The 24741-nt window shown below is 60.8% G+C and carries 23 protein-coding genes; 3 read left to right on the top strand and 20 right to left on the bottom strand.

Features of this window, described 5'->3' with window-relative positions; all coding sequences use genetic code 11:
• Positions 1-86: 86 nt before the first annotated feature.
• The 4 genes from ndk to ACHMXK_RS10505 form a co-directional block, all read right to left on the bottom strand.
• A complete protein-coding gene (gene ndk, locus ACHMXK_RS10520; RefSeq protein ID WP_397440080.1) occupies positions 87-512 on the bottom strand; it encodes a nucleoside-diphosphate kinase in 426 nt (141 codons plus the stop codon).
• Positions 513-624: 112 nt separating this feature from the next.
• A complete protein-coding gene (locus ACHMXK_RS10515) occupies positions 625-2262 on the bottom strand; it encodes a pseudouridine synthase (RefSeq protein WP_397440078.1) in 1638 nt (545 codons plus the stop codon).
• 11 nt (positions 2263-2273) lie between these two features.
• On the bottom strand, positions 2274-2987 hold the full coding sequence (scpB, locus tag ACHMXK_RS10510; protein WP_397440076.1) for an SMC-Scp complex subunit ScpB: 714 nt from the start codon (positions 2985-2987) through the stop codon (positions 2274-2276).
• Between the two features lie 104 nt (positions 2988-3091).
• Positions 3092-4126 (bottom strand): RluA family pseudouridine synthase, encoded by a 1035-nt coding sequence (locus tag ACHMXK_RS10505; RefSeq protein ID WP_397440074.1) that lies wholly within the window; start codon positions 4124-4126, stop codon positions 3092-3094.
• A 17-nt stretch (positions 4127-4143) separates the two neighbouring features.
• Here ACHMXK_RS10505 and ACHMXK_RS10500 point away from each other — a divergent pair, with 17 nt between their 5' ends.
• Complete coding sequence (locus ACHMXK_RS10500) at positions 4144-4968, top strand: outer membrane protein assembly factor BamD (protein WP_397440071.1); 825 nt, start codon at positions 4144-4146, stop codon at positions 4966-4968.
• Here the strand turns inward: ACHMXK_RS10500 and ACHMXK_RS10495 are convergent.
• Together ACHMXK_RS10495 and ACHMXK_RS10490 are read right to left on the bottom strand one after the other, a co-directional pair.
• Positions 4931-6937, bottom strand: a complete 2007-nt coding sequence (locus tag ACHMXK_RS10495; RefSeq protein WP_397440069.1) for an ATP-dependent DNA helicase — start codon at positions 6935-6937, stop codon at positions 4931-4933. The genes ACHMXK_RS10500 and ACHMXK_RS10495 overlap by 38 nt on opposite strands.
• Complete coding sequence (locus ACHMXK_RS10490) at positions 6937-7140, bottom strand: DUF465 domain-containing protein (protein ID WP_397440067.1); 204 nt, start codon at positions 7138-7140, stop codon at positions 6937-6939. The genes ACHMXK_RS10495 and ACHMXK_RS10490 overlap by 1 nt, the downstream gene beginning before the upstream one ends.
• A gap of 86 nt (positions 7141-7226) precedes the next feature.
• Here ACHMXK_RS10490 and ACHMXK_RS10485 point away from each other — a divergent pair, with 86 nt between their 5' ends.
• Complete coding sequence (locus ACHMXK_RS10485; RefSeq protein ID WP_397440065.1) at positions 7227-7985, top strand: PP2C family protein-serine/threonine phosphatase; 759 nt, start codon at positions 7227-7229, stop codon at positions 7983-7985.
• Between the two features lie 44 nt (positions 7986-8029).
• Here the strand turns inward: ACHMXK_RS10485 and ACHMXK_RS10480 are convergent, their stop codons facing one another.
• From ACHMXK_RS10480 to ACHMXK_RS10455, 6 genes are all read right to left on the bottom strand, one after another.
• A complete protein-coding gene (locus tag ACHMXK_RS10480) occupies positions 8030-8674 on the bottom strand; it encodes a hypothetical protein (protein ID WP_397440063.1) in 645 nt (214 codons plus the stop codon).
• The gene (gene zapE, locus ACHMXK_RS10475; RefSeq protein WP_397440061.1) at positions 8671-9768 is read right to left on the bottom strand and encodes a cell division protein ZapE; all 1098 of its coding nucleotides are present in this window, start codon (positions 9766-9768) and stop codon (positions 8671-8673) included. Before zapE ends, ACHMXK_RS10480 begins: the two co-directional genes overlap by 4 nt.
• Positions 9769-9788: 20 nt before the next feature.
• Entirely contained in the window at positions 9789-11216 is a 1428-nt protein-coding gene (gene lpdA / locus ACHMXK_RS10470) for a dihydrolipoyl dehydrogenase (RefSeq protein WP_397440059.1), read from the bottom strand.
• 10 nt (positions 11217-11226) lie between these two features.
• Positions 11227-12498 (bottom strand): 2-oxoglutarate dehydrogenase complex dihydrolipoyllysine-residue succinyltransferase, encoded by a 1272-nt coding sequence (gene odhB / locus ACHMXK_RS10465; protein ID WP_397440058.1) that lies wholly within the window; start codon positions 12496-12498, stop codon positions 11227-11229.
• A gap of 58 nt (positions 12499-12556) precedes the next feature.
• The gene (locus ACHMXK_RS10460; RefSeq protein WP_397440056.1) at positions 12557-15433 is read right to left on the bottom strand and encodes a 2-oxoglutarate dehydrogenase E1 component; all 2877 of its coding nucleotides are present in this window, start codon (positions 15431-15433) and stop codon (positions 12557-12559) included.
• A gap of 185 nt (positions 15434-15618) precedes the next feature.
• Positions 15619-16248, bottom strand: a complete 630-nt coding sequence (locus tag ACHMXK_RS10455; protein ID WP_397440054.1) for a TetR/AcrR family transcriptional regulator — start codon at positions 16246-16248, stop codon at positions 15619-15621.
• An 80-nt stretch (positions 16249-16328) separates the two neighbouring features.
• On the opposite strand from ACHMXK_RS10455, the gene ACHMXK_RS10450 reads away from it, so the two are divergent.
• A complete protein-coding gene (locus tag ACHMXK_RS10450) occupies positions 16329-17189 on the top strand; it encodes an NmrA family transcriptional regulator (protein ID WP_397440052.1) in 861 nt (286 codons plus the stop codon).
• 52 nt (positions 17190-17241) lie between these two features.
• Here ACHMXK_RS10450 and soxB read toward each other — a convergent pair whose 3' ends face one another.
• The 8 genes from soxB to ACHMXK_RS10410 form a co-directional block, all read right to left on the bottom strand.
• Positions 17242-18957: a thiosulfohydrolase SoxB gene (gene soxB, locus ACHMXK_RS10445; RefSeq protein WP_397440050.1), complete on the bottom strand. Its 1716-nt coding sequence runs from the start codon at positions 18955-18957 to the stop codon at positions 17242-17244.
• Positions 18958-19076: 119 nt separating this feature from the next.
• Positions 19077-19721, bottom strand: coding sequence for a sulfur oxidation c-type cytochrome SoxX (gene soxX / locus ACHMXK_RS10440; RefSeq protein WP_397440048.1), 645 nt, complete (start codon positions 19719-19721; stop codon positions 19077-19079).
• A gap of 20 nt (positions 19722-19741) precedes the next feature.
• Entirely contained in the window at positions 19742-20539 is a 798-nt protein-coding gene (gene soxA, locus ACHMXK_RS10435) for a sulfur oxidation c-type cytochrome SoxA (RefSeq protein WP_397440046.1), read from the bottom strand.
• A gap of 47 nt (positions 20540-20586) precedes the next feature.
• Positions 20587-20898 carry a thiosulfate oxidation carrier complex protein SoxZ gene (soxZ, locus tag ACHMXK_RS10430; protein WP_397440044.1) on the bottom strand — a complete coding sequence of 104 codons (312 nt, stop codon included), beginning with the start codon at positions 20896-20898 and terminating at the stop codon, positions 20587-20589.
• A 128-nt stretch (positions 20899-21026) separates the two neighbouring features.
• The gene (gene soxY / locus ACHMXK_RS10425) at positions 21027-21494 is read right to left on the bottom strand and encodes a thiosulfate oxidation carrier protein SoxY (protein ID WP_397440042.1); all 468 of its coding nucleotides are present in this window, start codon (positions 21492-21494) and stop codon (positions 21027-21029) included.
• A 119-nt stretch (positions 21495-21613) separates the two neighbouring features.
• Positions 21614-22732: a c-type cytochrome gene (locus tag ACHMXK_RS10420; protein ID WP_397440040.1), complete on the bottom strand. Its 1119-nt coding sequence runs from the start codon at positions 22730-22732 to the stop codon at positions 21614-21616.
• 4 nt (positions 22733-22736) lie between these two features.
• The gene (gene soxC, locus ACHMXK_RS10415; protein WP_397440038.1) at positions 22737-24065 is read right to left on the bottom strand and encodes a sulfite dehydrogenase; all 1329 of its coding nucleotides are present in this window, start codon (positions 24063-24065) and stop codon (positions 22737-22739) included.
• Between the two features lie 37 nt (positions 24066-24102).
• Positions 24103-24477 carry an ArsR/SmtB family transcription factor gene (locus ACHMXK_RS10410; RefSeq protein ID WP_397440036.1) on the bottom strand — a complete coding sequence of 125 codons (375 nt, stop codon included), beginning with the start codon at positions 24475-24477 and terminating at the stop codon, positions 24103-24105.
• Between the last annotated feature and the right edge of the window lie 264 nt (positions 24478-24741).

Here is a 24741-nt window from a genome sequence, read left to right as displayed (position 1 = left end):
CGCGGGCCGCGAGGCACCGCGAAGGGCCGCCCCGGGCAAGCGACGACCCCATGGCGGGGCAGCGAAGCGTGGGGGCAACCATGTGATTAACGCGCGTAGATGTTCATGCCCGCGAAGAAGAAGCTGATCTCCACCTGGGCAGTTTCGACGGCGTCAGAGCCGTGCACGGCGTTGGCATCGATGCTGTCGGCGAAGTCGGCGCGAATGGTACCGGCAGCGGCTTTCTTCGGGTCGGTTGCACCCATCAGGTCGCGATGTTTGAGGATCGCGTTTTCGCCTTCCAGTGCGGAAATCATGACCGGGCCGGAAATCATGAACTCGACCAGATCCTTGAAGAAAGGACGCTCTTTGTGCACAGCGTAAAAAGCTTCGGCTTCGCCGCGTGACAGGTGCGCCATGCGGGCCGCGACCACTTTCAGGCCGGCAGCTTCAAAACGTGCGTAGATTTGACCGATGACATTTTTTGCCACGGCATCGGGTTTGATGATTGAGAGAGTGCGTTCGATCGCCATGAGATTTCCTTAACCTTGATTTTCTGATTTATTCAAATCGAATAAAGCCTCTGATTTTAACCTGCCGCCAATGGCCCTGGTCAAAAAAAGGCGTGGACCGATACCGCCGGGATCAGCGGTTTCCGCCCCGGTTGCCGCCACCACTGCCGCGATTACCACCGCTGCGGTTGCCGCCACCGCCACCACTGCCGCCGCGACGTGGGCCTGAACCACCGCCGCCGCCGCCGCCGCCAAAATTGCCACCACCACCACCGCGCCGCGGACCCTGCCCTTGCGCCTGACGCTGACGGGTAAAGGTTTCCGCACCGATGTAGCCGAATGAAGTTTTCATCGGATCGGGCTGGGCGCCGCCTGAGCCTTTATCGTTACGCTCACCACGGCCACCCGCATCATCACGGCGCTTGGGTCCACGCCCAGGATTTCCGCCGAAATTGCCGGGAGGGCCGGATCGGAGGGCGCCGCCGTTGCCGCCGCCTGGCCCGCGGCCTTTGCCGCCGCGACGCTGATTGGCGTCACGCGGCGCGTCGCTGTGGTTCCTGGGCGGCTGAAACTCGTTCGGCTCCTGCTGGCCGCCACCGGTCTGCTGGTTGGGCGAGCGGGCCGGGCCGGCGTCCGGCCGTCCCCGCGCGCCGCCGCGTGAGCGCTCATTTCTGCGCGGACCACGGTCTGGGCGCCCCTCGCCGGCAGGCGCTTCGCCGGATTCGGCGGCGTTTCTCGCCCCCCGCGAATCGGCGCGGGCTTCCGCGCGACCAATCGCACCGGTCAAGGCCAGGATGTCGTGCTCATCGAGCTCAACAAAGGCACCGCGCTTGAGGCCGCGCGGCAATACCACGGCGCCATAACGAATCCGGATCAGGCGGCTGACGGCGTGGCCGACCGCCTCGAACATACGGCGCACCTCGCGGTTGCGCCCTTCGGAAATGGTCACCCGATACCAGCAGTTGGCGCCCTCGCCTCCGCCGGCTTCAATCGAGCTGAACTGCGCCAGACCATCCTCGAGGCTCACGCCCTCGAGCAAGCGTTTTTTCTCTTCGTTGCTTAGCGCACCCAACACCCGCACCGCGTATTCGCGCTCCAGGCCAAAACGGGGGTGCATCAGCTTGTTGGCCAGCTCACCGGAACTGGTCAGCAGCAGCAGGCCTTCGGTGTTCAGATCCAGGCGGCCAACGGATTGCCACTTCCCCTGAAACAACTTGGGCAGACGGCGAAACACCGTGGGCCGGTTTTGCGGATCGTCATGGGTGACCACTTCGCCGGCAGGCTTGTGATAGGCGATCACGCGCGGTGGCGGCGGATCGATACGCACGCGAATCGGCTTGCCGTTGACCTTGACGGTGTCGCCAAACTGGATGCGCTGGCCGATGTGGGCCGGCTCGCCATTGACGGAAATCCGCCCTTCCAGGATCAGTTGCTCCATTTCCAGCCGCGAACCCAGGCCCGCCTGCGCCAGCACCTTGTGCAGCTTGGGGGTTTCCGGCTGGGGCAACAACACGCGCTTGGGCAGCTCCAGAGCCGTATCTTCCTCGTCGGCATCAAACTTGCCGGTCACCACGTCGTCAAAACGGTAGCCCAGGTCGGACTCCGCCGACTCCACGCGAACGGACTGGCTGACACCCGCATCACCTGCCAGCGCTTCAGACGCTACCAAATCAATAGCTACTTGCGCTTGAGGGATCAGGGCTGGAGCCTCATTTGACTCATTATTTTGAGGAGCCGGGGGGGCCGAAGCCGGGTTGTCGTGTTGGTTCATGCGGTATACGTTCAGGCGTGTGGATCAGTGGATGACTGGCTGTTGAGCGAGGCATCCTGCAAGCTTTCAAAATCGGCCGAAGCGGGGTCGGTGGCACAAAGCACTTCAACCTCCACCTCGGCGGGTAGCCCGGCCTCGTCCGGAACCGTCTCCTCAGCGGCCACAGGCGCCGCCAGACCAAATTCAATCTGCTCCAGCATGCTGGCCTGCCCCGCCGTGTTATCCATGGCGGGCAGTTGATCCAGCGACTCGACACCCAGGTCGTCCAGGAACTGCCGGGTGGTGGCGTACAGGCCGGGCCGTCCAACGGTTTCGCGATGGCCAATGACCTCCACCCAACCCCGGTCTTCCAGCTGCTTGAGGAGCAGGCTGTTGATCGTGACGCCGCGAATGTCTTCCATGTCGCCCCGGGTTACCGGCTGGCGATAGGCAATGATGGCCAGCGTTTCCAACGTGGCACGCGTATAACGCGGCGGCTTCTCGGGGTGCAGTCGATCCAGAAATTCGCGCATTTGCGGCCGGCTTTGAAAACGCCAGCCGCTGGCCACATGCACCAGTTCCACCCCTCGTCCAGCCCAGTCGTTTTGCAAGTCCTCAAGCAGAAGCTTGAGGGTATCGGCCGTCATCGCCCCGTTGAACAAAACACCCATTTCACGCAGAGGCAGAGGCTGCTGAGCGCAAATAAGTGCCGTTTCGAGGACGCGCTTGGCATCCGTCGTATTCATGTACTTGGTTCCGAAAATATTCGAGATATAGGCGCCGGGAAGCGCAATTCACATTCACGCGCCACGGCTTCTTCGGCGGGCGTCATGTGCGGGTAGCGAAAAAACTACTGGGCTTGATTGTATCCCAGCCCCAAACTTTCCACGGCTGCCGCCAGATCAGCAGGCAAGGCTGACTTGAATTCAAGCGCCTCGTGGGTCACCGGATGATCAAAAGCCAGCCGGCAGGCATGCAAGCCCTGGCGCGTGAGCCCGGCTGCGGGCCGGCCGCCATAAACCTCGTCCGCCACCAGCGGATGGCCTATCGAGGCCATATGTACACGGATCTGGTGGGTCCGCCCGGTCTGCAACTTGCAGCGCACCAAGCAAAAATCGCCCTCACTGCCCAGCCGGAAAATACCGGTAGACGCCGTTTTTCCGGCATTTTTTTCCAGATCCACCACCGCCATGCGCAAACGGTTGCGCGGATCACGCCCGACGGGCGCCTCCACCTGTCGCGCCGCAGCGCCCTGCCAGGCGTTGTGGGCCAACGCTAGATACTCGCGGCTGACCGTCCGTTCGGCAATCATGGCCACCAACTGGTCCATCACCTGGCGCCTGCGCGCCACCACCATCAGCCCGCTGGTGTCCTTGTCCAGCCGGTGCACAATGCCGGCACGCGGCAGCAGGCTCGCCTGCGGATCGCGGGCCAGCAAACCGTTGAGCAAGGTGCCGCTCCAGTTACCAGGGGCAGGATGCACCACCAGACCGGCCGGTTTGTTGACCACCAGCAAGTGTTCATCCTCAAACACGATCTCCAGTTCCATCGCCTCAGGCTTGAAAGCCTGACTTTGCGGTGTGGGTTTGAGTTCGATCTGGAGGTCGTCGCCGGCCTTCACCTTGGACGAGACTTTGGTGATGGTGGTACCGTTGATCTTCACGGCCGCCGCCTCGATCAACTGCTGCAGATAGCTGCGGGAAAACTCGGGCACAATGCCAGCCAGCGCGCGGTCAAGACGCTCGCCATGGCTGCCTACCGGAACCATCACCTGGCGCAATTCAAACTCTGCGCCGGCCTCCGCGTCGCCCAGGACCTCTTCCGGCAGGATGTCCGCCTCAGTGGCGCTCGATATAATTAGTTTGCTTTGTACAGAATCAGTCATTTACAGGATCAATTGCGATGTTTTCCACCAAATTATCGGTTGTTCCAGCGACGACGCCTTTTTCAGCGGCCCTGATCGTTTGCGTACTCGCTCTTTCGGCCTGCTCTTCCACCAAGGTGAAAGACCCGACCGCCGCCTGGAGCCCCAACAAGATTTACGCAGAAGCCCGGGACGAAGCCAACTCCGGCGCTTACGACAAAGCCATTCCGCTGTTCGAAAAACTGGAAGGCCGCGCGGCCGGCACACCACTGGCCCAGCAAGCCCAGCTGGAAAAAGCTTATGCCCAGTACAAAGGCGGCGAGCAGGCCCAGGCCCAAGCCACGCTGGACCGCTTCATGAAGCTGCATCCCGCCAGCCCGGCGATTGATTACGCCCTCTACCTCAAAGGCTTGGTCACCTTCAACGAAAACCTGGGCCTGTTCAGCTTTCTGTACAAGCAGGATCTTTCCGAGCGCGACCAGAAAGCGGCCAAGGAGTCCTTTGAAGCTTTCAAGGAACTGATCAATCGTTTTCCTGAGTCCAAGTATTCCGCCGACGCTCGCCTGCGCATGACCTATATCGTCAATTCGCTGGCGCAGTATGAGGTGCATGTGGCGCGTTATTACTACACCCGCGGCGCCTACATCTCGGCCATCAACCGCGCACAGTCGGCACTGACCGACTACCGCGATGTGCCGGTGCTGGAAGACGCACTCTTTATTCTGTACAAGTCTTACGATGCTTTGGGCATGGCCCAGTTGCGCGACGACGCCAAACGCGTGATGGAAAAAACCTACCCGCAAAGCGAGTACCTGACCAAGGGTGTCAGGTCGGCTGATACGCCGTGGTATCGCTTCTGGTAAGCAGATCCAGCCTGTCGTTCAGCTCTTGTTCTGACGCCAGGCGTTGCATCGCCGGCAGCGCACGCAGCAGGCGCTTGCCGTACCCCATGGACGCCAGCCGGCTGTCACACACCACCAGCACACCCTGATCGGTTTCGCGGCGTATCAAACGCCCCGCGCCCTGCTTCAGGGCCACCGCCGCCTCCGGAAGAAAGTAGTCGCTGAAGGCGCTTTTGCCTTGCGATTCCAGCAACCTGGCCTTCGCCTCCACCATGGGATCGTTGGGTGGCGGAAAAGGCAGCTTGTCGATGATCACCAGTTGCAAGGCGTCGCCCGGCACATCAATGCCTTCCCAGAACGACGCAGACGCCACCAGCACACAACCCCGGCCGCCATGCATGTCGGCCTGGCGAAAACGTTCAATCAAGGTTCGTTTGGGCATCGCGCCCTGCACCAGCACCTCGATGTCGCCGGAGGCCTCAAACGTCGCCTGCAAGGCATCACCGATGGCACGCAAGGCCCGCAGTGTGGTGGTCAGCACCATGGTGCGGCCACCCAGCCGGCGCGCCCAGTCCGCCGCCGACGCAGCCACCGCCGCGGTATGTGTAGGGTCACCCGGCTTGGGGAAATTGCGCGGCACATAAAAAGCGGCCTGGCGCGCGTAGTCGAAAGGACTGCCGACGCGCAACACTTGCGCTTCGGCCAAACCACAGGGCTCGGTGAACCAGCTTAATTGCTCGTCATCGCCCAGAGTGGCCGAGGTGAAAATCCAGGACTTGGCCGCAGCCTTGTCATCCGTGAACACCTTGGCCTGGATCGCGTTGGCAATGTCCAGCGGTGACTCCACCAGGCGCAACTGCATGCCCACGTCCAGCCAGCGGACCCCGCCCGGCTCTGCAGGACCCGTGAATGCCTGGGCCCGCGCCGACAGCTCCGTGGCACGCTCCTGCAAGCGAACAAAGTCGGGCGCCATGTCGCTGACGGTATTGAGCGCTTCACAAGCCTCGGTCAAGGCGGTAGACACCGCCGCCAGCGCCGAAATCCAGGCCTCAGGGTCCAGGCTTTCCGGCACCGGCTCTGTCCAGCGCAACTTGCTGCCGGGATAGGCTTTGCCCACACACAGGCGTAGTTCACGCGCGGTGTGTTCGACCGCACCCGCCAGCGACTGCCAGTCCTGCAGACCGCGCGCCAGTTGTAAACCGGTGCCCAGGATGTCGCGTGAAAAATCCAGCAATTGCCCGGTCGAGAGGTTTTTTCCCAGAAACTGCACGCCAGTTTCATTGAGCTGGTGGGCCTCGTCAAAAATCGCGATACGCACCGTCGGCAACAGTTCGGCGACGCCCGATTCGCGTACCGCCATGTCGGCAAAAAACAGGTGGTGGTTGATCACCACCACGTCTGCCGCCAGGGCTTCGCGGCGGGCATGGTTGACATGGCAGGCACGAAATTTGGGGCATTGGGAGCCCAGGCAGTTTTCCCGCGTGGAAGTCACCCAGGGAATCACAGGCGATTTTTCATCCAGGCCGGGAAGCTCCGCCAGATCACCGGTGTTGGTCCCGCGTGACCATTCCTCGACTTTGGTGAGAGCGCGAAGCGAAGTGCGCTCCGGAAAGCCGGCGTCATGGCGGGCCATCTCCATCCGGTGCAAGCAGAGGTAACTGCCGCGCCCCTTGAGCAAGGCGGTGCTGACCGGCACACCCAAGGCTTTCACCAGGGCCGGCAGGTCGCGCCCGTACAACTGGTCTTGCAAGGCCTTGGTGGCCGTGGACAGCAACACACGCTCGCCGCTCAACAGTGCCGGCACCAGGTAGGAAAAGGTTTTTCCGACGCCGGTGCTGGCTTCCACCACCAGAGGGTAAGCACCTTCAATGGCGCGTGCCACGGCCAGCGCCATCTCGGTCTGCCCGCTGCGGGGAACAAAGTGATCGGCGGCACGCGACAACACGCCTTCAGGGTCGAAGGCCGCCAGGACTTGAGACTCCAGGTTCATCAGGCAGGTTCAGGGGGGTCCAGGGAGAGCTCGAGTTTGGATATCTCGTCGCGCAGCAACAGGCGGCGTTTTTTAAGACGCCTGAGCATCAACTCGTCAATCGGGATGGCGTGTGAAGTGAGGTCCACCAGGGCATTGAGGTCCGCGTGTTCGATTTTGAGGTCAATCAGGCGGCGCTCCGGTGAGTGTAAATTTAAGTCCAAGGTTTTTTATCCGCGCAGGCTGCTTCATCTGATAATACGTCGATTACGGAGAGAAATCGAGTCCACATGACTCGACCCATTTCAAAATGTCCAAAGGTCATCGAATCACAGCGTCCACCGGTATCCACAAGGGAGACCGCGACTACCAGCAGGACCAGGTGGCCCTGCTCAGTCATCCGCGTATTGCCGGTTGCATGCTCGGCATCGTCGCCGATGGCATGGGCGGCCGAAGCGGCGGGCGCAAGGCGTCTGACCAGGTCATGCTCACCGCCAAACAGCTGTTTGAACGTTATTCGCCGGCGACGGACGACACGGTCTCCATGCTCAAGCAACTGGTGGAAGAAGCCCACCTGGTGATCAAACTCACGGCGATTTCTTCCGAGCAGGAACCACACAGCACGCTGGCTGCGTTTTTGATCAACCCCGGCGGCGACTGCCACTGGGTGCATACCGGCGACTCGCGCATTTACCACTTCCACGGCGCCAAGCTCGTCTCACGGACCATAGACCACTCCTATGTGCAGACACTGGTCGATAAGGGTGAACTCACCGAAGACGAAGCCAATGTGCACCCGCAGTCCAACATCCTGATGGGCTGCCTGGGCACCGAGGAAGTTCCACCTGTCAGCCAGCATTTCATTCCGCAACTGCGTCCCGGCGATGCGCTGATCGCCTGCAGCGACGGGATCTGGCACTATTTCAGCCCGAATGAAATAGGCTCGGCACTGTCCATGTTGTCCCCGCGCGAGGCCACCGAATTCCTGATCCAGAAAGCCAGGTCACGCGCGCATGGCGCCGGCGACAACCTGTCGCTGGTGATTGTCAAACTTGAAGCGCTGGCTTGACCCGCGCTGCCAACAGGCCGCAGCCCGCGAAGGCTGAGTAAAGACTAGTTGGGTGTTGGCAGGGATGGCGCCGGAGGCTTGGTCTGCTCGCGCCGCTTTTTCTCATTGGCAGCTTTTTTCTCCGCGACTTCCTGCTGCTTTTCATTATATTTTTCACGCTCTTCCGCCGCCGCCGCACGTTTGTCCGCGCGGGCTTGGGCCCTCTCCTGCGAGCCCTTGGCCTTGTCCGCCGCACTGGCGGCATTCAGCGCCTCGTTTTTCTGGAGGTCAAGACGTTCATCCGCCTTTGTTTGCGAGCGTTCGGTGCGCGCCTGCGCATCCTGCAGGGCTTTGGTCCGACGCTCGGCCGCTTGCTGCAAGACTTCGGGTGAAGATTTTTCTTCGATTTTCTGGATTTGCTCTGCCGCTTTTTGCTTGCGCTTCTGGTCGTTGAGTGCAACTTCCTGTAGCCGCAGCTGGGCCATCGCCTCACGCCGCAGGGGCTTGATGGCGTTCAGACACCTGTTGACAGCAAACTTCTTGTAACAGGCCGCCTCTTCCGCATTAAAACGCGCTTCGAGTTCCATGCGCTCCGCATTGATTCGCTCCCGCTCACGGTCAGCCGCGACCGAGGCAAGGTCTTCGCCGGGCTGCGCCATGGCCGAGAAGCCGATGGCACCAGCAAACCACAAAAGAAAGAGTTTTTTCATGTCAACGTTGTATCCACATTTCTGCGCTCCAGCGCCAGAAACTCGGCGGACTGCATTTCATTGAGCCTGGAAATCGTCCGGGGAAACTCATGCGCCAAGGGGCCTTCGGTGTACAACGCCTCGGGCGCCACTTCCGCCGACATGATGAGTTTCACGCGGCGGTCATACAACACATCCACCAGCCAAGTGAAGCGCCGCGCTTCCGAGGCCATACGCACGGGCATATGCGGCACATCGCTGAGCAAGACCGTATGAAACTGGCTGGCGATCTCCAGGTAGTCGTTTTGAGAACGCGGCCCGCCACACAGGGTTTTAAAGTCAAACCACACCAGGCCACCGGCCTTGCGTCTGGCCTGGATTTTCCGGGCCTCGATATGCAAAATCGGCGACTCGTCGTGAGACTCCGCCAGGCGCTCAAAAGTTTCCCGCATCTCTGCATCGGCCTGTGCGCCCAGCGGCGTATGGTAGAGCTTGACCTGTTCCAGCGTGCGCCTGCGGTAGTCGGTGCCGTTGTCGACACTCAATATCTCCAGCTTCTCCTTGAGCAAGGCGATGGCCGGGAAAATGCGGTCACGGTGCATGCCGTTGGGATAGAGGTCGTCGGGATGGAAGTTGGACGTTGTGACAAAACCCACCCCGTTGTCGAACAGCGCCACCATCAGCCGATGCAGGATCATGGCGTCGGTGATGTCCGCCACATGGAATTCGTCAAAACAGATCAGGCGGTAACGTTTGGCAATCCGCTTGCCCAGTTCGTCCAACGGATTGGCCATGCCTTGCAGATCACGCAGTTCACGGTGAACCTCACGCATGAACTCGTGAAAATGCAGGCGGGTCTTGCGTTTGAGCGGAACCGCGTTGTAAAAGCAGTCCATCAGAAAACTCTTGCCGCGCCCCACCCCGCCGTGCATATAAACACCGCGCGGGATCTCCGGCCGATTGATGAGTTTCTTCAGCGCGTTGGAGCGTTTTGCCTTGAACTCGGTCCATTCATTGGCACAACGCTCCAGCGCGTCCACTGCACGCAACTGGGCTGGATCGCTGGCATATCCCCGCGCCTTCAGCTCAGACGCGTACTCTGAACGCACAGACATCGTTGATGATGTTCCGGGCTTCAGAAGTTCAGGGTGCGCTTGTCAACAGCCAGGGCCGCTTCCTTGGTGGCTTCGCTGAGCGACGGATGTGCGTGGCAGATTCGTGCAATGTCTTCCGCGCTGGCCCGGAACTCCATCGCCACCACACATTCGGCAATCAGCTCGCTGGCCATGGGACCCACGATATGCACGCCCAGGATTTCATCGGTCGCGGCATCGGCCAGCATCTTCACCATGCCGGTGGTGTCGCCCAGCGCCCGCGCACGGCCGTTGGCCATGAAGGGGAAGGTACCGGCCTTGTAGGCACGGCCGGCGGCTTTAAGCTGCTCTTCCGTCTGCCCCACCCATGCAATCTCGGGATTGGTGTAAATCACCCAGGGAATGGTGTTGAAGTTGACATGACCGTGTTGGCCGGCGATGCGTTCAGCAACTGCCACACCTTCTTCCTCGGCCTTGTGCGCCAGCATGGGGCCGCGCACCACGTCGCCAATCGCCCAGACGTTGGGCAGATTGGTTTTGCATTCGTCGTCGACCAGCACCGCGCCACGTTCGTCGAGCTTCAGACCCACAGCCTCAGGCGCCAGGCCAATGGTGTTGGCAACCCGGCCAATCGAGATGATGAGTTTGTCGACTTCAAGAGTCTGCGCATCGCCCTTCGCATCCGTATAGGCAACACTGACGCCTTTTTTGCTGTTCTTGACCTCGCCAACCGTCACACCCAGCGCAATCTTCAACCCCTGTTTGTCAAAGGCTTTTTTGGCTTCCTTGGCGATCTGCTGATCAACCGCGCCCAGGAAGGTCGGCAGACCTTCCAGCACGGTGACTTCGGCACCCAGGCGGCGCCAGACCGAGCCCATCTCCAGACCGATCACGCCGGAGCCGATCAGGCCGAGTTTGGCCGGAACCGCGCCCATGCGCAGCGCACCGTCGTTCGACAAGATGTTTTCTTCGTCAAACGGCGTGCCGGGCAAGGCCCGTGCGTTGGATCCCGTGGCCACGATGATGTGTTTGCCGGAGATGGTTTCCTCGGCCGCACCCGCCACCTTGATCTCATACAGGCCATCTTTGGCGGCAGCAAAAGAGCCGCGGCCGTGGAAGAAGGTGACCTTGTTCTTTTTGAACAGGTAGACAATGCCGTCGTTGTTTTGCTTGACGACCGTATCCTTGCGGCCGATCATTTTCGCCAGGTCCAGGCTCAGGCCTTTGACCTCGATGCCATGCTCGGCAAAGTGGTGGCTGGCATGGTCGAAATGTTCCGACGACTGCAGCAAGGCCTTGGAAGGAATGCAGCCGACGTTGGTGCAAGTGCCACCCAGGGCCGGGCCGCCTTTGGCGTTTTTCCACTCGTCGATACAGGCCACGTTGAAACCCAGCTGGGCTGCGCGAATGGCGGCAATATAACCGCCTGGGCCGCCACCGATGACGACCACGTCAAATTGTTTGGACATGTGGTGCTCCTTAGATGTCAAACAACAGACGTGCCGGATCTTCCAGCGCTTCTTTCATGGCCACCAGGCCGAGCACGGCTTCGCGGCCGTCGATGATGCGGTGGTCGTAGGACATGGCGAAGTAGTTCATCGGGCGCACCACCACTTGACCGTTTTCGACCATGGCACGGTCCTTGGTGGCATGCACGCCCAGGATCGCGCTTTGCGGTGGGTTGATGATGGGGGTGGACATCATGGAGCCGAAGGTGCCGCCATTGCTGATGGAGAAGGTGCCGCCCGTCATGTCTTCAATGCCGAGTTTGCCGTCACGCGCTTTCTGGCCGAATTCAGCGATTTTTTTCTCGATATCGGCAAAACTCATCTGGTCGGCATTGCGCAGAATCGGCACCACCAGGCCGCGCGGCGAACCGACGGCGATACCGATGTCGAAGTAGCCGTGGTAAACCACATCATTGCCGTCTACCGAGGCGTTCAGCACCGGGTATTTTTTCAATGCGTGCACGGCCGCCTTGACGAAAAAGCTCATGAAACCCAGCTTGACGCCGTATTCCTTCTCGAACTTCTCCTGGAAGCGCTTGCGCATTTCCATCACCGGCGCCATGTTGACCTCGTTGAAGGTGGTCAGGATGGCGTTGGTCGATTGCGATTGCAGCAGGCGCTCGGCGATGCGGGCACGCAGACGGCTCATGGGCACGCGCTGCTCGGGACGCTCGCCCAGGTCGTTGGCCTTGGTGGCAACTGTCACTTGAGGCAAAGAAGTGGTCGGAGCCCCCGTTGGAATTGCGCTAGCAGCTACCGTTTTAGGAGCAGAACTGGCGGCAACCACACCCAGCACATCACCCTTGGTGACACGGCCATCACGGCCGGTGCCGGGCACCGAGCCGGATGCCAGCTGGTTGTCGGCCATCAGCTTGGCGGCGGCGGGCATGGCCACACCAGCCATGCTGCCACCGGCCACGGCCGTGGCGGCAGCTGGCGCTGCGGCTGCAGCAGATGCCGCGGCAGGTGCAGCTGCGGCGGGCGCGGCGGCAGCAGCCTTGCCTTCGGTGTCGATTTTGGCAATCAGCTGTTCGGCCAGGACCGTGCTGCCATCGGCCATCACGATTTCGGTCAGCACGCCGGCGGCTGGTGCGGGGACTTCAAGCACCACTTTGTCGGTCTCGATTTCGATCAGGATTTCATCGATGGCAATGCTGTCACCGACCTTTTTCTTCCACTGCAGCATGGTGGCTTCGGCGATGGACTCGGACAACTGCGGAACTTTTACTTCTACGATAGTCATTTGACTTCTTTCGTGTGTTGTTTCTGGACGGCCAGGCCTCAGGGCTTGGCCTTTTCATTTATTTGGACAGGACAAAGCCTTTGAGCTTGCTGAAAGCACCGTCGACCAGCGCTTTTTGCTGCTCCTGGTGCAGGTGCGAATAACCCACGGCCGGCGAAGCCGACGCGGCGCGGCCGGAATAGCCGAGCTTCTGGCCTTCGGCCATGTTTTCGTGGATGTAATGCTGCACAAAGAACCAGGCGCCCTGGTTTTGCGGCTCGTCCTGGCACCACACGATCTCGGCGAGATTCGGGTACTTTTTGAGCTCGGTGGCAAAGGCCTTGTGCGGGAAGGGGTACAACTGCTCGACGCGCAGGATGGCGACGTCGTCAATTTCTTTTTCTTCCCGTTTTTTGGCCAGGTCGTAATAAACCTTGCCGGAACAGGCGATCACACGTTTGACCTTGTCGGCCTTGAGATCCTTGTTCTCCGGAATCACCGTCTGGAAGCTGCCCTTGGTGAACTCGCTGAGCGGCGAAGTCGCATCCTTGTTGCGCAGCAGCGACTTGGGCGTCATGATCACCAGCGGCTTGCGCAGGTTGCGCACCATCTGGCGACGCAACACGTGGAAGATCTGGCTGGCCGTCGTCGGCTGCACCACTTGCATGTTGGTGTCGGCCGACAGCTGCATGAAGCGCTCCAGGCGCGCCGAGCTGTGCTCCGGACCCTGGCCTTCGTAACCGTGCGGCAGCATCAAGGTGATGCCGTTGACACGGCCCCACTTGACTTCGCCGGAGGCGATGAACTGGTCGATCACGACCTGCGCACCGTTCACAAAGTCGCCGAACTGGGCTTCCCAAATCACCAGGGTGTTGGGATCGTTGGAGGCGTAACCGTATTCGAAAGCCAGCACGGCTTCTTCGGACAGGATGGAGTCGATGACCACAAACGGGGCCTGGTTTTCGGCGACGTTTTGCAGCGGCACATAGGTGCCGGTATCCCACTTCTCGCGGTTCTGGTCATGAAGCACCGCGTGGCGGTGCGTGAAAGTGCCGCGTCCGCAGTCTTCACCGGACAAACGCACCGGGTAGCCGCTGGCCACCAGCGAGGCAAAGGCCATGTGTTCGCCCATGCCCCAGTCCACAGGAATGTCGCCGCGGCCCATGGCTGCGCGGTCGTCATAAACCTTTTTGACCAGTTGGTGCGCGGTCACGGTGGCGGGAATGGTGCTGACTTTCTCAGACAGGCGTTTCCACTCGGCCATAGGGATCGCGGTGTCGCCAGCGTCGGTCCATTTTTTGCCGAGGTAAGGACGCCAGTCCACCGCGTAATTGCTCTTGAAGTTGGTCACGACCGGGTCAAAGGTGCTCTTGCCGGCGTCCAGTGCGGCGCGTGTGGCCTTGACCATGTCGTCACCCAGCGTCTCACCCATGCCCTGGGCCGACAGCTTGTCGGCGTACAGGCGGCGGGTGCCGGGGTGTTGTGCAATTTTTTTGTACATCAGCGGCTGTGTCAGCGCCGGGGTGTCCTGTTCGTTGTGGCCCAGCTTGCGGAAGCAGATGATGTCGACCACGACATCTTTCTGGAAGGCCATGCGGAAGTCGAGTGCCAGCTGCGTGGCCAACACCACGGCTTCCGGATCATCACCATTGACGTGCAGGACCGGGGCTTCAATCATCTTGACGACGTCGGTGCAATACAGCGTGGAACGGCTGTCGCGCGGATCGCTGGTGGTGAAACCGATCTGGTTGTTGATCACGATGTGCACCGTGCCGCCCGTGGAATAACCACGGGTTTCGGCCAGCGCCAGGGTTTCCATGACCACGCCCTGCCCGGCAAAAGCCGCATCGCCGTGCACCAGCACGGGCAACACTTGCAGGCCTTTGGGGTCGGCGCGACGGTCCATACGCGCACGCACCGAACCTTCGACCACGGGGTTGACGATTTCCAGGTGCGAGGGGTTGAACGCCAGGGACAGGTGCACCGGACCGCCTGGGGTGGTCACGTCGGAGCTGAAACCCTGGTGGTACTTGACGTCGCCGCTGGGCAGGTCTTCCGGCGCGGTGTGGTCGAACTCGGCAAACAGGTCAGCGGGCACTTTGCCCAGCGAATTGACCAGCACGTTCAAACGGCCGCGGTGCGCCATGCCGATGACAATTTCCTTCACGCCGATTTCACCGCCGCGCTGGATCAACTCGTCCATGCTGGCGATGAAACTTTCGCCGCCTTCCAGCGAGAAACGTTTCTGGCCGACGTATTTGGTGTGCAGGAAACGCTCCAGGCCTTCGGCCGCGCTCAGGCGGTCCAGGATGTGGAGTTTCTTTTCCTTGCTGAAACTGGGTTTGCTGCGAATGCCTTCGAGCTTTGTTTGCCACCAGCGCTTCTGCGCCTGGTCGGTCATGTACATGTATTCGGCGCCAATGGTGCCGCAATAGGTTTCGCGCAGAGCATTCATCAGCTCGCGCAAGCTCATGGTGTCTTTGCCGAAGAAGGTGTTGCTGGTGTTGAACACCGTTTCCTGGTCAGCGTCGGTGAAGCCGTAAAAAGACGGGTCCAGCTCAGGAATGTTGTCGCGCTCGGCGCGTTTGAGCGGGTCCAGGTCGGCCCAGCGGGCACCCACGTTGCGGTAGGCCGCAATCAGTTGCTGGACGGCGGTGCGTTTGCGACCCAATTCGGAGTCGGCGCTGGCGACCACCACCTTGGTGCCGCCCTGCTTGGCGCGTTCGGCAAAGGCATTGATGACCGGCAGATGCGGCACGTCTTTGGCGTTGCTGCCATCGACGGCGGGCACATTTTGCAGCGCGTCGAAATATTCGCGCCAGTTGTCGGGCACGCTGCCGGGATTGGCGAGGTAGTTTTCATACATCTCTTCGACATAGGGCGCATTGCCGCCGAAGAGATAAGTGTTGCCTTGATAGGCAGAATAAACAGACGAAGCTGTTGGGCTGGAACTCATATCCGCTGACCTCCGTTTCCCTTTGGGAAACATTAGCTGGTTAAAGCTGGTTAATTAACCTTCCGCAACACGGCTGGACCGATTAGCGGATGCGACTGTGGCAAGGAAGGGCCTGTCAGAAACAGGCCCAATTGTGCCACCAAATGTCGTGTGAACGGCTTGGCCCGCCCCTGTAACCACCTGTTTCAGGGCTCGGCCATCTCCCGCCAACTCATGCGTTTGTAGATCGCGACCAGGGCCTGGCCCTCCGCGCGCTCCAGCGCAATCGCCAGGCGCATGGTGGCCTCACCCAACTGCCAGATCAGAAATGCCGAGAACGCGATTTTTTCGGCATCGGCGCCGGGGGATACCCGCTGCATGGCGGCCGCCAGCAGCGCACCGCAAGCGCGGCTTTCCTCCAGCTCCAGCGCCATGAGTTGTTTGTCGGCCTGCATGCCCGACCAGATATCCCGCATCACCGGCTCCGCCAGCAGCAACTCGTAATACTGATCGACGAGGCTGTCGTAAGCGATACGCAGGCTCTCCAGGTCGTTCACGCTGGCCAGGGCTTCCGCTATGCAGCGGTGGCTTTCGGCGTTGTAACGCTGGGCCAAGGTCCGGACCACAGCACTTTTGTCCGGAAAGTACTGGTACAGCGAACCTATCGAGATATCCGCCAGGGCGGCGATCTCGCTCATCTTGACCCGGTCGCTGCCGGTCCCGGCGATCAGCTCCTTGGCCGCCGCCAGGATGCGGTCCAGCCTTTCCTGGCTGCGCTGCTGGGTCGGCTGGCGCCGGGCACCAGCCGTGGGGGGCTGCGAAAAAGCTTGGTTCATGGGCTTGACAGTTGAATGTGAGTGTTTATCATATTCATAAATATGAGATTTGCTCATATTTTAACTTCAAAGGTGACATCATGACTACCGAGCTTTCAACGGACGCAACAACCCTGGTTCTGGGCGGTACCGGCAAAACCGGCCGCCGGGTGGCGCAACGGCTTCTTCAGGCCGGCCATGCCACGCGTATTGGTTCGCGCCATGCCGCCTTGCCTTTTGATTGGGAAAACCAGGCCACCTGGGCGCCTGCCCTGCAAGGTGTCCATGCGGCTTACGTGGCCTACCAGCCGGATCTGGCGGTGCCGGGCGCCTTGGCCACTGTCCGGGCGTTTTTCCGGCTGGCGGCGGACAGCGGTGTGGGCAAACTGGTATTGCTGTCCGGCCGGGGCGAAGTGGAAGCCGAGCAGGCCGAAGAGGCGCTGCAAGCAACCGGCGGTGTCGACTGGACCATCCTGCGCTCCAGCTGGTTCAGCCAGAACTTCAGCGAAAGCTTCTTTCTGGAACCCATTCTGGCGGGCGAAGTCGCCCTGCCCTCCGGCTTGGCGGCGGAACCTTTTGTGGATGTGGAAGATATTGCCGAGATCGCTTTTCGCGCCCTCACGGAGCCGGGCCACGCCGGTCGCCTCTACGAAATCACCGGCCCCCAGGCCATCCGTTTTGCCGACGCGATTGCCGCCATCGCCAACGCGACCGGCCGCAGCATCTCATTTATCGAGGTCACGCCGCAGGACTACCGGGCGGCGCTGGTGCAGCAACAGGTTCCCGCTGAATACATTGATCTGGTCATGTATTTGTTCACCACCGTGCTGGACGGCAGGAACATTCGCCCCGGCGATGGCGTGCAGCGCGCCTTGGGGCGTGCGCCGCACAGCTTCACGGACTATGTGTTGCGCACGGCCGGCAGCGGCGTCTGGGGCAGCCGCAAGGCAAGCTCGCTATAACTTCCATAGCTGCTTGCGCCCGACCTGTCTGGGCTGGAGGCCTATTTGACCATTAAGCCAGGCCGGGGTTGCCGGCCATGCCGACCAGGCTGGGCACATTGAGCTTGGGCGGCTTGACGACTTTGTGTGCCTGTAAATAGGTCTCGACGACTTCCCAGACCGGCGGGCCGGCATTTTTGCTGGCTTCGGCAACGGGGGCCCAGCCGGCGACCTTGTAGCTCTTGTCGGCCTCGATCAGCTTGCCCTTGAGGCGCATGTCCTGAATCCGCGAGCCCATCTTGGCGCCGGGCTCGCAGCGGTAGCTCAAGCCACCGACCCGCACCATGTCGCCGCCCTGCTGGTAATAAGGATCGGCGTTGAACAGGTTGTCACCCACGTCTTCGAGGATGGTCTTGATCATGTCGCCGCGCATGTCGGTCAACGTGGTCCAGGGGTAGCTGATGGCGGTCTGGTCCATCACGTGTTCACGCGTGATGGCCTGGCCCGGCAACAACGAGGTGCCCCAGCGGAAGCCCGGCGAAAACGCGATGTCGGCGCCGCGCACGTCCATCAGCGCATCCAGGATGAGTTGGTCGAAGCTGCCGTTGAAGTTGCCGCGGCGGAACAAAGTGCCTTCCGTGACCGCCAGTTTTTCGCTGAGCTTGGCTTCGTAAGGCGCACGAATGTTGGTGATCAAGGCACTCATGGCCGCATCGGCGGGCAGGAGCTTGGAGAACACCGGCAACAGGCGGTAGTTGAAACCCACGACCTTTTTGTCTTTCACGTCCAGGTCCAGCACGCCCAGGAACTTGCCGTTGCTGCCGGCATTGGTCACGATGGTCTGGCCGCCCGGGTTTTTGACGATCACCGGCACCGGCACGCCATCATGCGTGTGGCCGCCCAGGATGGCATCGATACCGGTGATACGTGAAGCCATCTTCAGGTCCACGTCCATGCCGTTGTGGCTCAGCAGCACCACGGCTTGCGCGCCCTTGGCGCGGGCCTCGTTGACGGTTTCCTGCATCTCGCTTTCGCGGATGCCGAAGCTCCAGTTCGGCGTGAGCCAGGCCGGGTTGGCAATCGGGGTGTAGGGAAAGGCCTGACCGACGATGGCCACGGCCACGCCGTTCATTTCCTTGATGACATAAGGCTTGAACACCGGGTCGCCAAAATCATTGGTTTTGACGTTTTGCGCAACAAAATCGATCTTGCCGGCAAAGTCTTTTTCGACAATGGTCTTGATCCGTTCTTCGCCATAGGTGAAGTCCCAGTGGCCGGTCATCACATCCACGCCCAGCAGCTTGGCCGCATCGACCATGTCCTGGCCTTGCGTCCACAGCGCGGTCGCACTGCCCTGCCAGGTGTCGCCGCCGTCCAGCAGCAGCGCACCCGGGCGTCCGCCCTTGAGCTGTTTGACCAGGGTGGCCAGATGCGCAAAACCGCCGACCTTGCCGTATTGGCGCGCGGCGCGTTCAAAATTCAGATACGTAAACGCATGGGCTTCGGGTGTGCCGGCCTTGATGTGGGCGGCCTTGAGCAGATGTTCGCCGACCAGGTGCGGCAGCTTGCCCTGCATGGCGCCCACGCCCAGGTTGACCGAAGGCTCGCGGAAATACACGGGCATCAATTGCGCGTGGCAATCGGTCATGTGCAGAAAATGCACATTGCCGGTACGCGGCACCTCGTACAGGCTGCTCGCCTGTGCGGCGCTGGCTTCGCGCTGGATAGGAAAACCGGCGGCCAGGGCGGCGGCCATCACGGTGGAAAACTCTCGGCGCGACAAATTCATGACGTCAAACATCCCGCCCGATATTGCAGGCACAGGTTAAAAATACTATCAATTGAATAGCTGCCTGCGCCCGTGGAATAAGGGCTACAGGCAGAAAAGACACATAACTTGTCAACAAATCACTTGTTGACGGGCGACTTCGGGTCCAGCAGCAAAGCCATCACATCACGCAACTGGTTTTCGCTGAGGATGCCGCCGTGGCCAAAACGCGGCATGCCGGAGCAGGCGTTGTACGCCTTGGCATTCCAGAGCTTGCCCCAGGTGTAGTCGACGATGGGTTTGCTGGCTTCGGCCGCCGGGTCGGTCACACCGCGCAGCTTGCCGTAGTTGTACAGGCTGGGGCCGATGGAGCCGAAGGAGAGTTCTTCCTTGCTGATCTGATGGCAGTTGTAGCAGCTGCCGCCATTGACCGCGTCCGCCTTGTCCGACCAGGTCATGCCACGGCCGTTTTGTGCGATTTTTTCGCCCTCTTTCCAGTCGCCGATCAGTTTGCCGTTGGCCGGCATTTTCACGGTTTTCAGGTTGGCTTCTTCGATGGCTTTGGCCAGCTTTTCGTCCAGAGCGGCGCCCTGGGCTTCCGAACAAGCCTTGTTCGAGGCGTCCTGGTCCAGCCAGCTGACTTTGGCCATGCCTTCATCGCGAAAGGAAGACTTCAGCACTTTTTGCGTGGCTTCGCTCACATCTTGCGGCGATGGACCGGTGGCGCAGCTCGCGAGCAGAACCGTCATGGCCAGCAAACCGGCGTGTTGATAGGTTTTTTTCATGTCGATGTTTCCTGTTCTGATCAACGCTTGAGCGCCGGTGCCGTGGAGACACCACCCTTGCCATTCACACCCATGTAGACGCCCAGCGCAATGGTGACGTCAGAGGCATAACCAGGAAAAGGAAAACGCTGCTGGCGGAAACAATCGTTCAGGCGGCGCTGCATGCTCCAGAGGTCACCGCTGGAAACGCGGTAAGCCGGCCAGGCGCCAAAACCCTCACCCGCACCCGGATTTTTGGTCAGGTTGGGCAGGTCTTGCAGGCGAACCCGCTTGTTGTCTTCGCCATGGCAGGAGGCGCAGGAAAAGTCGTAGGGGCCGCCGCGCTGGTAAAACACCTGCTTGCCGACCGCATACATGAGTTTTTCTTCTTTATGCGCCTGCGGCAGGTTGAAGCTCATGCCGCGGGATTCGCCGGAAATGTAGGCGACCAGCGACTCGATGTTTTTTTGCTCGTCACGGCCAAACGGTGTTTTGGCGATGGTCGCGGCGTTAAAACCCTGCAAGGTTTCCATGCAGGTCAGCAGGCGCGACTCCAGGTCTTGCACCCGGCCGGTATCGGCAAAATAACGCGGCAATTCCACGAAAGCGCCTTTGACGACGCCCGGGCCTTTGCCCAGGTCGCACTGCGCGAGGCTGGCATTTTTTGGGCCGCGGGCCTGTTTCCACAGACCTTCGCCCTTGGCTTCGTACAGCTCGGCCGGGTTGCCGTCGGCCAACATGGCGCGGTATTCGGCAATGCCCTCGGCCGTGCTTTTTTGCGCCGCCGCCAACATAGGCAACAGGCCCAGGGCTGCCAGCCCCAACAGTTTCCATTTCATCGTGCGCTCCTCGTGGTTTTTATGACGTTATTTTGTGATTCGACGAATCAGGAAATGACGGCTTCGTCGGTGCGTTTGTCGCCCTTGTTGTCGACCCAGCTGACAATGACTTTTTCACCGGCTTTGGCACCAGTGAAGCTGAACTGCATGAACGGGTTCTTGGAGACAGCCGGGCCCCACTGGGCGCTCATGACGGTCTTGCCGTTGTGTGTGGCGCTGATGTTCTGAATGAACCAGGCCGGCACGGTTTTACCGGCGGCATCCTTGCGCTGGCCGCTTTCCATTTCGTGGCTGACCAACACACGCACGGTGGTTTTGTCGCCTTGGGCCTGGGCCCGGATTCTCATCGGATCTGACATGATTTATTCCTTTAATTGTTTGTTGATAACGCCTTGCGGCGTAGCGAGGGGCTAGCAGCTTGGGCGCGGGTGACTGGAAACCGGAACGTCCTTCAGGGAGGCTGGCCGGCCCGGCCCGCAGCGCCGACTTAGCCGCCGCAGCCGCCCAGCGTGACCTTGACTTCCTTGACCGCGTAGAAGAACTTGTCGCCGACCTTGGCCAGCGCATAGACGTTGGAGGACTGGCCCATCTTCAGGTTGGTCGACACGTTGGCGTCGGTACCGGCGGGAATGTCAAACAGGGCGGCCAGGGCACTTGGGTTTTTCTCAACCACCAGGGCGACCTGCGTGGTGCCGGGGATGTTGCTCTGGGCGCCAACACGCACCACGCTGCCGTTTTCGGCGATTTCCGGCGCTTGCAGGATCAGATCCTTGCTTTCGACCGGTGCGCTGGTGGCGCCCAGTGCTTTGGCCGCCTCGGCCAGCGTCTTGCTGTCAAAAGCGGCCTTGTTCCAGCCTGCTGCAGCTTGCGCGTGGGCAGGCGACAAGCCGGCCGAAGCCGCCAAGGCCAGCGCGGTGGCGCCTGAACTGGTGGCTAGAAAATGACGACGTTCCATGCTCTGAACTCCTTTGGATATAACTTCAGCTTATTAAAAAACTTGAACTTGATTGGACACAAAAATCGGTGCAACGGACAGGGTGTTTCTCCCAAGCCGGTGCGCACACTCGTTTCGCCTCAGGGCGCAAAATCCCGGGTCAGCCATTGGGCCAACTGCGCGGCTTCGGCCTCACTCAAGGCCTGGGCCGGCATCGGCATGCTGCCCCAGACGCCTTGTCCACCAGCCTTGATTTTGCCCGATAGATACTTCACCCCGTCGGCCTGATCCTTATATTTGTTAGCTATATCTTTGAAGGATGGGCCAACGATTTTGCTGTCCATGCCGTGGCAGGCGACGCAGGCATTTTTTTGCAGCAGCGGCATCACCGCCGCCGTGGCCGATGCCGGCCCCGCAGCCGCCGCTGCCACCTTTTCAGGCGCCGCCTTTGCGGCTGGCGCAAGCGCTGCAACCTTGACAGGCCTCGCGCTACCCGCCGGCTGGCTGGTGTCGGTGCCGCGGCTGCCGCCTATCAGGCGGAACTGCTCGGACAACTGGCCATGGGCATTACGTGTGTAGTCCGGCAAAAAGCTTTTGACCTCCACGTCTTTTTTGCAGTCGCGCACACAGCTTGAGCCCTGCACGTCCGGCTGTTTGGTGCCGCCCAGTTCCGTGGTCGGCCACATCGCATGGGCGGTGGTCGTGCCTTTGCGGTTGGGCAGGCGTTCCTGGACTTCGCGGATATTGCGGTCGGACAGCGTGAAATCCGCGGGAACCACATTACCCAGGTTGAGGATGTAGGCCGTGACGGCATAGACCTCGTCGGCCGTCAGCGACTTGGGCGCGGTCCAGGGCATGGCGCGGTTGATGTAGTCCCACAGGGTGGACAAGGTCGAAACCTTCATCAAAGTTGTGCGCTGCGGCTGGTTGGAGCCCGGCAGCAGGCTGTCGACCTTGCCCGTCTTGATATCTTCGGCCGAGGTGCCGCCGGCAATCGGCGTGAAAATTTCGGACGACTCGCCAAAACTGCCGTGGCAGGATGCACATTGCGATTCCCACACGGCTTCGCCCTGGTGCACAGTCCCCTGGCCCTTGGGCAGGCCCTTGAAATCGGGACGCACGTCGATGTCCCAGGCTTTGACTTCCGTGGTGGTGGCGGTACGGCCTACGCCGGGAAACTTGTCACCCGCTTTTTCGCCGGCCTGCGCCCCGGCCATGAAAGACAGACACAGGAAAAATGCCGCGCTAGTGGTTCGCATGGGTTTAAGACAGCTGGACATTGTTGACCTCGCCGTTTTCGGTCAGCGCCCAGGACTGGATCGCGTTGTTGTGATAAATGCTGCGCGAGGCGCGCACCTTGCGCAACTCGCCATAAGTCGGCTGGATCTGGCCGGTCTCGTCAATCGCCCGGCTCTGGAAAAAGGCCGGTTTGCCGTCCCAGACAAAGTCGCTGTTGAAACGTGTCAGGCACTTGGACAAGACCGGGCCTTCCAGGCGCGCGGCTTTCCAGTTTTTGCCGCCGTCGACGGACACCTCCACCCGTTTGATCTTGCCGCGCCCGCTCCAGGCCAGACCGGTGACGTTGTGAAAACCTTTTTCCAGCAACACCTGGCCGCCGCTGGGCGAAGTGATCACACTTTTGACTTCCTGGATGCTGGTGTACTGGCGGTGCAGACCGTTGGGCATCAGGTCCACGTAGTGGATGGTTTCATCCTTGGTGGCATACGGCATGTCGCCCAGCTCGATGCGGCGCAGGTATTTGATCCAGCTCACGCCTTGCACGCCGGGCACGATCAGGCGCAGCGGGTAGCCGTTTTCGGGGCGCAACATTTCGCCGTTCTGGCCGTAGGCGACCAGCACTTCGCCGTTCATCACCATGCTCATGGGAATGGTGCGTGTCATGCCGGAGCCGTCGGCGCCCTCGCCCAAGACAAACTTGGCGCGTTTGAAGTCAGCGCCGCAGAGTTCGAGAATCGTGCGCAGCGGCACGCCGGTGAACTCGCTGCAACTGAGCATGCCGTGGGTGTATTGCACCGTGGGCACGGCCGCATTGCCCCACTCCATGCCGGTGTTGGCGCCGCATTCGATGAAATGCATGCGGCTCACGCTGGGCAGGCGCATCAACTCGTCCATGCTGAACACCATGGGGCGTTTGAGCATGGTTTCGTCCGAGCCGTTGACCATCAGGCGGTGTTGGGTCGGGTCGATGTCCCACCAGCCCTGGTGATGCCGCTCAAAATGCAGGCCGCTGGGCGTGATGATGCCGAACAGGCCTTGCAGCGGCGCAAAACTCACGCTGGATTGGGGCACACGGGTCAGGCCCGGGCTTTGCCGGCGCTGCAGGTTTTTCTCCCACTCGCTGGGCATGCCGTAAGCACGCGTGGCCACGCCCTGCCCCAGCCCTTTGCTGTGAGCCGGCAAATTGACAATCGCCGGGTCGTCCTGGGCCATGGCGCGTTGCGCCGCCAGGCTGCTGGCGGCGGCAGCGGCCACCGCTCCGGCCAGAAAGCCGCGACGGCCAGCACGAACCGACTTGATGTCGTCCTGGCTCAGAAAGTTTTCCGGCGCGCGCCGGATGAAGCGGCTCAACATGGGCAAGCCTCTGGATGTTTAAGGTTCATAAAAAGGTTCAGGTTGGGTGAGTGGGCGACAGGCTTTGCTCGGCCGAAACCGCGCCGGGCTCATCAAGCTCAATGGCAATCTGGGTGCAGACGCTGCGGCACAAGGCCACGGCTTTTTCGCTCTGCACACGGTAGATCACCTGGGTGCCTTCCTTGCGTTTGGCCAGCACGCCGGTGCGGTACAAGACCGCCAGATGCTGAGACAAATTGGGTTGGGTCGTGTCGATTTCAGACAACAGCTCGGTGACCGACTTTTCGCGGTCACACAAGGCGCTGAGCACACGCAGCCGCATCGGCGTGGCCAGCACGGCGAACAGTTCGGCGGCCAGCTCAAAAACCCGACCCTGCTCGGACTTGGCCCCGGCTTGAATCATGTCGTTCATGGGGGTGAATTCTTAAATATAAGTAATGACTGATATTACAACGATTTCAAGGGCGTTTATTCGTGGGGAATACCCCTAAGACGACAAATACCTGGAAGCGCGATGTGTGATTTCGAGGGCGTGCATGCCGAGCTTGTTAGCCGTCGGAAGCGTTGCCCCAGGCGCAAGACATTCGCCTGCACGCGAGCCAATGCCTAGGCCGCAGATGGCCAGGCTGGCTTCAAAGCTATCAATTCAGTAGCTGATGGTGCTTGTAGGACGAGG

Origin of the sequence: Polaromonas sp. UC242_47 (assembly GCF_044452385.1) — a bacterium.
GTDB lineage: Bacteria > Pseudomonadota > Gammaproteobacteria > Burkholderiales > Burkholderiaceae_C > Polaromonas.
Note: the sequence above shows the minus strand (reverse complement) of the source record. Positions and strands in the feature narration are given on the sequence as shown.

What these genes read in the sequence shown, in the direction of transcription:
- ACHMXK_RS10515 (WP_397440078.1), bottom strand. Translation starts at nt 2,262, where the DNA reads ATGAACCAACACGACAACCCGGCTTCGGCCCCCCCGGCTCCTCAAAAT.
- lpdA (WP_397440059.1), bottom strand. Translation starts at nt 11,216, where the DNA reads ATGTCCAAACAATTTGACGTGGTCGTCATCGGTGGCGGCCCAGGCGGT.
- soxX (WP_397440048.1), bottom strand. Translation starts at nt 19,721, where the DNA reads ATGAAAAAAACCTATCAACACGCCGGTTTGCTGGCCATGACGGTTCTG.
- soxA (WP_397440046.1), bottom strand. Translation starts at nt 20,539, where the DNA reads ATGAAATGGAAACTGTTGGGGCTGGCAGCCCTGGGCCTGTTGCCTATG.
- ACHMXK_RS10410 (WP_397440036.1), bottom strand. Translation starts at nt 24,477, where the DNA reads ATGAACGACATGATTCAAGCCGGGGCCAAGTCCGAGCAGGGTCGGGTT.
- soxC (WP_397440038.1), bottom strand. Translation starts at nt 24,065, where the DNA reads ATGTTGAGCCGCTTCATCCGGCGCGCGCCGGAAAACTTTCTGAGCCAG.
- ACHMXK_RS10455 (WP_397440054.1), bottom strand. Translation starts at nt 16,248, where the DNA reads ATGAACCAAGCTTTTTCGCAGCCCCCCACGGCTGGTGCCCGGCGCCAG.
- ACHMXK_RS10480 (WP_397440063.1), bottom strand. Translation starts at nt 8,674, where the DNA reads ATGAAAAAACTCTTTCTTTTGTGGTTTGCTGGTGCCATCGGCTTCTCG.
- zapE (WP_397440061.1), bottom strand. Translation starts at nt 9,768, where the DNA reads ATGTCTGTGCGTTCAGAGTACGCGTCTGAGCTGAAGGCGCGGGGATAT.
- odhB (WP_397440058.1), bottom strand. Translation starts at nt 12,498, where the DNA reads ATGACTATCGTAGAAGTAAAAGTTCCGCAGTTGTCCGAGTCCATCGCC.
- soxY (WP_397440042.1), bottom strand. Translation starts at nt 21,494, where the DNA reads ATGGAACGTCGTCATTTTCTAGCCACCAGTTCAGGCGCCACCGCGCTG.
- ACHMXK_RS10420 (WP_397440040.1), bottom strand. Translation starts at nt 22,732, where the DNA reads ATGCGAACCACTAGCGCGGCATTTTTCCTGTGTCTGTCTTTCATGGCC.
- ACHMXK_RS10485 (WP_397440065.1), top strand. Translation starts at nt 7,227, where the DNA reads ATGTCCAAAGGTCATCGAATCACAGCGTCCACCGGTATCCACAAGGGA.
- ACHMXK_RS10505 (WP_397440074.1), bottom strand. Translation starts at nt 4,126, where the DNA reads ATGACTGATTCTGTACAAAGCAAACTAATTATATCGAGCGCCACTGAG.
- soxZ (WP_397440044.1), bottom strand. Translation starts at nt 20,898, where the DNA reads ATGTCAGATCCGATGAGAATCCGGGCCCAGGCCCAAGGCGACAAAACC.
- ACHMXK_RS10500 (WP_397440071.1), top strand. Translation starts at nt 4,144, where the DNA reads ATGTTTTCCACCAAATTATCGGTTGTTCCAGCGACGACGCCTTTTTCA.
- scpB (WP_397440076.1), bottom strand. Translation starts at nt 2,987, where the DNA reads ATGAATACGACGGATGCCAAGCGCGTCCTCGAAACGGCACTTATTTGC.
- ACHMXK_RS10460 (WP_397440056.1), bottom strand. Translation starts at nt 15,433, where the DNA reads ATGAGTTCCAGCCCAACAGCTTCGTCTGTTTATTCTGCCTATCAAGGC.
- ACHMXK_RS10495 (WP_397440069.1), bottom strand. Translation starts at nt 6,937, where the DNA reads ATGAACCTGGAGTCTCAAGTCCTGGCGGCCTTCGACCCTGAAGGCGTG.
- ndk (WP_397440080.1), bottom strand. Translation starts at nt 512, where the DNA reads ATGGCGATCGAACGCACTCTCTCAATCATCAAACCCGATGCCGTGGCA.
- soxB (WP_397440050.1), bottom strand. Translation starts at nt 18,957, where the DNA reads ATGAATTTGTCGCGCCGAGAGTTTTCCACCGTGATGGCCGCCGCCCTG.
- ACHMXK_RS10450 (WP_397440052.1), top strand. Translation starts at nt 16,329, where the DNA reads ATGACTACCGAGCTTTCAACGGACGCAACAACCCTGGTTCTGGGCGGT.